Genomic DNA, 6115 nt, shown 5'->3' on the forward strand with positions numbered 1-6115 from the left:
CCCGGCGAGGGTTCGGTGCCGATCGGTCGGCCGATCACGAACACCAAGACGTTCGTGCTGGACGGTGCGCTTCAGCCGGTGCCGGTGGGTGTGGTCGGTGAGCTGTATCTGTCGGGTGTGCAGCTGGCACGTGGCTATGCCGGGCGCCCGGGGCTGACGGCGGAGCGGTTCGTGGCGAATCCGTACACGGGCACCGGTGAGCGGATGTATCGCACCGGGGACCTGGTGCGGTGGAGTGCGGATGGTGCGCTGGAGTATCTGGGTCGGACGGACGACCAGGTGAAGATCCGGGGGTTCCGGATCGAGCCGGGTGAGGTCCAGGCCGTGGTCGCCGGTCATCCGCAGGTTGCGCAGGCGGCGGTCGTCGCTCGCGAGGACGCCCAGGGTGATACCCGCCTCGTCGCCTACGTCGTACCGGAAGCCGACAGTGACAACGGTGAACTGGTTGAGTCTGTCAGGCAGTTCACGTCGATACGGTTGCCGGAGTATATGGTCCCGTCCGCCGTGGTCGTACTCGATGCGCTGCCGTTGACGGTGAACGGGAAGCTGGACCGCAGGGCGCTGCCCGCCCCGGAGTACGTGTCCGGTGGGGGTCGGGGCCCGGCCGACGCGCGCGAGGAGATCCTGTGCGCCGCGTTCGCCGAGGTGCTCGGCCTGGAGCAGGTGGGGGTCGATGACGACTTCTTCAGGCTCGGTGGGCATTCGCTGCTGGCGGTGTCGCTGGTGGAGTGGCTGCGGGTGCGTGGCGTGTCCATATCGGTGCGGGCGCTGTTCCAGACGGCGACTCCGGCGGGTCTTGCCGCTGCGGCGGGTGCGGAGACGGTCGTGGTGCCGGCGAATCTGATCCCTGCGGACGCCGTGGAGATCACGCCGGAGATGCTGCCGCTGGTGGAGCTGTCCGCCGAGGAGATCGAACGCGTCGTCGCGGGCGTGGACGGCGGCGCGGCGAACGTCGCCGACATCTACCCGCTCGCCCCGCTGCAGGAGGGACTGCTCTTCCACCACCTGCTCGCCGACGGTGGCGAGGACGCGTACGTGATGCCGCGGGTGTTGAAGTTCGACTCCCGGGCCCGCTTGGACGCGTTCCTGGGCGCGTTGCAGCGGGTGGTGGACCGGCATGACGTGTTCCGTACCGGTGTGGTGTGGGAGGGACTCCGCGAGCCGGTTCAGGTGGTGTGGCGCCACGCCGTACTGCCGGTCGACGAAGTGACGCTGGATCCGCAGACGACCGACCCGGTGGCCGAACTCATGGCGATCGGCGGCCGGTCGATGGACCTGGGCCGGGCACCACTGCTGGATCTCCATGTGGCTGCCGAGCCGGGTGCGGACGGATGGCTGGCACTGGTGAGGGCTCACCACATAGTGCAGGACCACATGGCGATCGGCGTGGTGCTGGACGAGGTGCGGGCCTTCCTGGAGGGACGCGGTGACGAGCTGGCGGAACCCTTGCCGTTCCGGGACTTCGTCGCGCAGGCGCGTGGCGGTGTGGATCGCTCCGAGCACGAGCGGTTCTTCGCGGAACTGCTCGGGGACGTCAGCGAGCCGACGGCACCGTTCGGGCTGGCGGACGTGCGGGGCGACGGGGCGGATGCGGTTCAGGCGCGGGTGAGCGTGGAGCCGCCGCTGGCTGGGCGGCTGCGGGAGGTGTCCCGTCGTGTGGGCGCCAGTCCGGCGGCGGTGCTGCATGTGGCGTGGGCCCGGACGCTGGCGGCGGTCAGTGGTCGTGACGATGTGGTGTTCGGGACCGTGCTCGTCGGGCGGATGAACGGCGGGGCCGGGGCGAGCCGGGTGCCGGGTCCGTTCATGAATACGTTGCCGGTGCGCACACGGGTGGACGAGGTGGGTGTGCTGACGGCGGTTGCTGCCATGCGCGCGCAGTTGGCGGGTCTGCTTCAGCATGAACACGCGCCGCTGGCGGTTGCCCAGCAGGCCAGCGGCGTTCCGGCGGATGCCCCACTGTTCACCTCGATCCTCAACTACCGGCACAACATCGGCGGCGGCCGGGTGGACGACGCTGCTCTGGACGGCATCGCGGTGCTGCCCGCGCGGGAGCGTACCAACTACCCGCTGACCGTGGACGTCGACGATGACGGGAACCGGTTCGAGCTGATCGTGGACGCGCTGGTCCCGATCGACCCGGCCTCGGTGGGCGCGCTCCTGCGCGCCACGACGGAGCACCTGGTCGCGGCGTTGGAGCGGGTGGTGGACGGCGGGCAGGACCTTCCGCTGGCGTCGGTGCAGGTGCTTGACGAGGCGGCGCGGCGACGGGTCCTCACCGAGTGGAACGACACGGCGGTCGAGCTGCCGGACCAGTCGGTGGTGGCATCGTTCGAGGCGCAGGCGGCGCGGAACCCGGACGTGGTGGCGGTCGCGTACGAAGGCGTGGATGTTTCGTATGCGGAGCTCAACGCCCGTGCGAACCGGCTTGCCCGGTTGCTGGTCGGTCGCGGAGTGGGGACGGAGTCCGTGGTCGCCGTGGTCCTGGAGCGCGGCGCCGACCTGATGGCGGCGGTGCTGGGTGTGCTCAAGGCCGGCGGCGCGTATCTCTCCGTCGATCCGGAGTACCCGGCGGAACGTATCGCCTACATGCTGGAGGACGCGGCTCCGGCAGTGGTCCTGACCGGGGCGGATACGGCCGGGTCGGCGCCGGATTCGGATGTGCCGGTGATCGTCCTCGACTCGCCGGACGTGGCCGAGGAACTGGCGGGCCTGGGCGCCGGTGACCTGAGTGAGGCCGAACGGGAGCAGCTGCTGCCCGAGCATCCGGCGTACGTCCTCTACACCTCGGGATCCACCGGCCGGCCCAAGGGCGTGGTCGTGACGCACGCGGGATTCGCCAACACGGCGGCGGCCCTGGCCCGGAGATACCCCGCAGGGGTCGGGCCGGGCTCCAGGGTTCTGCAGTTCGCGTCGATGAGCTTCGACATGTTCTGCTCGGAACTGGCCCTCACTCTCCTGTCCGGCGCGACGCTGGTGGTGGTACCGCTCGGCCGTCGCCTGGGTGCCGAACTGGCGGAGTTCATCGCGCGGGAGCGGGTGACACACGCGGCGTTCCCCCCTGCGGTGCTGGCGAGCATGGAGGACGGGGCCATCGCCACGGACGTCGTCATCGACGTGGGCGGCGAGGCCTGCCCGCCGGAACTGGTCGCGCGCTGGGCCCCCGGCCGGGCGATGTTCAACTCGTACGGGCCGACGGAGACCACCATCGACGCGGCGGTGTGGGAGTGCCGTGCGGGGGTGGACGAGGTGCCGATCGGTACGCCGATCGTCAACACCCGTGCGTACGTGGTGGACGGGGCGCTTCAGCCGGTCCCGGTCGGTGTCGCGGGGGAGCTGTACGTCGCGGGTGTGGGGCTCGCGCGGGGTTACCTGCGGCGGGCGGGGCTGACCGCGGAGCGGTTCGTGGCCGACCCCTTCGGCCCGGCGGGCTCGCGCCTGTACCGGACCGGTGACCTGGTCCGGTGGCAGTCGGACGGGAACCTGGAGTACATCGGCCGTGTCGACGAGCAGGTGAAGGTGCGGGGGTTCCGCATCGAGCCGGGCGAGATCGAGGCCGTCCTCACGGCCCATTCCCTCATCTCCCAGGCAACGGTGGTCGCGAACGAGGACACGGTCGCAGGCCGGCGTCTGGTGGCGTACGTCGTTCCCTCCGATGGTGCGCGTGTATCCGATGCCGTGCTGTCGGCGGAGGTGCTCGAGCTGGTGGCCGAGCGGCTGCCGGGCTACATGGTGCCGTCCGCCGTGGTGGTACTCGACGCGCTGCCGTTGACGGTGAACGGGAAGCTGGACCGCAGGGCGTTGCCTGCCCCGGACTACACGATGGGAGTGACGGCAGCCGGCCGGGAGCCGTCCGATCTGCGGGAAGAGCTCCTCTGCGGGGTGTTCGCGCAGGTGCTCGGGTTGTCCGCCGTAGGCGTGGACGACGACTTCTTCGCGCTGGGCGGTCACTCGCTGCTGGCGACGCGTCTGGTGAGCCGGATCCGGGCCGTCCTGGGCGTCGAGCTGCCGATGCGGACGCTGTTCGAGACGCCGACCGTGGCCGGGCTCGCGACCCGGCTGGCGGACGCGGGCCGGGCGAGGGCCGAGCTGGTGCGTGGAGAACGCCCGGAGCTGGTGCCGTTGTCGTTCCCGCAGCGACGCCTCTGGTTCGTCGGCCAGCTGGACGGACCCAGCGCGACGTACAACGTTCCGGCGGCGCTGCGCCTGTCGGGTCCGCTCGACTCCACGGCGCTCGGTGCGGCGTTGCGGGATGTCATGGGCCGGCACGAGGTGCTGCGGACGGTGTTCGCGGTGGCCGACGGGGAGCCGTACCAGAAGGTGCTCGATGTCGAGGACCTGGCCTGGCAGCTTCCGGTGGAGGCCGTGGCGTCGGAGGGGCTGTCCGATGCGGTGGCGCGGGCAGCGGCCTATGCGTTCGATCTGTCGACGGAGGTCCCGTTCCGGGCCTGGCTGTTCGAGGTCGGGCCGGATGAGCACGTCCTGGTGATCGTCATGCATCACATTGCGGGTGACGGCTGGTCGATGGCGCCGTTGGCGCGTGATGTGTCGGTGGCGTACGAGGCGCGGGTCGCGGGTCGGGCTCCGGTGTGGGCGGATCTTCCGGTGCAGTACGCGGACTACGCGCTGTGGCAGCGGGAGCTGCTGGGTGACGAGCAGGACCCAGAGAGTCTGATCTCACGTCAGGTTCCCTACTGGGCTGCGGCGTTGGAGGGTGCGCCGGAGGAGCTGGCGCTGCCGTTCGACCATGTCCGTCCGGCGGTGGCGAGTTATCGGGGTCACAGTGTGCCGCTGGAGATTCCGGCGGAGCTGCATGCGCGGCTGATCGATCTGGCGCGGGCCGAGGGTGTGACCCTCTTTATGGTGTTGCAGGGTGCGCTGGCGGTGCTGCTGTCGCGGCTGGGTGCGGGGACGGATGTGCCGATCGGGTCGACGTTCGCCGGCCGTACGGATGAGGCGCTGGACGACCTGGTCGGGTTCTTCGTCAACACCCTGGTACTGAGGACGGATCTGTCGGGTGATCCGACGTTCCGCGAGCTGTTGGCGCGGGTTCGGGAGACCGGCCTGGAGGCGTACGAGCATCAGGATGTGCCGTTCGAGCGCCTGGTGGAGGAGCTGGCGCCGACCCGTTCGCTGGCCCGGCACGCGCTGTTCCAGGTGATCCTCACGCTGCAGAACATCGACGAGGCCGTGCTGGATCTTCCTGGTCTCACGTCTGAGGAGATCCCGGCGGGAGAGACGGCGGCGAAGTTCGATCTGGATGTGATCTTGGGGGAGGGTTTCGATGCGGAGGGTGTGCCTGCGGGGGTGCGGGGTGCGGTGACGGTGGCGGCGGATCTGTTCCGTCCGGAGGCTGCGGGGCGTATCGCTGAGCAGTGGGTGCGGGTGCTGGAGCTGGTGGTGGGCGCTCCGCAGACGCGGTTGAGTGCGGTGGATGTGCTTGATGCGGATGAGCGTCGTCGGGTGTTGGTGGAGTGGAACGACACCGGGGTTGAGGTGCCGGTTTCGACGATTTCTGGGTTGTTCGAGGCGGGGGTGGCGCGGACGCCGGATGCGGTGGCGGTCGTGTCGGGTGGTGTCGAGGTGTCGTATGCGGAGCTGGATGCGCGGGCGAATCGTTTGGCGCGGTTGTTGATCGGGCGTGGGGTCGGTCCGGAGTCCGTGGTGGGGGTGGTGCTGGAGCGTGGTGTGGATCTGATGGTGGCGCTGCTCGGTGTGCTGAAGGCGGGCGGCGCGTATCTGCCGGTGGATCCGGAGTATCCGGCGGAGCGGATCGCGTTCATGCTCGCCGACGCGGGGGCGGTGCTGGTTCTGGCCGGTGAAGCCACGGTAGGAGCGCTGCCGGATCCGGCTGCGTCGGTGGTGGTCGGCTCGCCCGGCCTGGCACGGGAGTTGTCTGGACTGTCGTCGGGCGTGGTGTCCGATGGTGAGCGGCTTGCGCCGTTGTCGGTGTCGCATCCGGCGTATGTGATTTATACGTCGGGGTCGACGGGTGTGCCGAAGGGTGTGCTGGTGTCGCACGCCGGGTTCGCGAGTTTTGCGGCGGGTCATGCTCGGTGGCTGGGTGTGGGGTCGGGGGATCGGGTGGGGCAGTTCGCGTCGGCGGGGTTTGACACGT

1 pseudogene is annotated in these 6115 nt (G+C 70.0%); it reads left to right on the plus strand.

The window, feature by feature from the left end:
- Positions 1 to 15: 15 nt before the first annotated feature.
- A pseudogene (locus ABT342_RS37785) lies at positions 16 to 6115 on the plus strand (non-ribosomal peptide synthetase); the annotation flags it as partial.

Source organism: Streptomyces sp. NPDC000410, from assembly GCF_040300305.1.
In the GTDB taxonomy this organism is placed as follows: Bacteria; Actinomycetota; Actinomycetes; order Streptomycetales; family Streptomycetaceae; genus Streptomyces.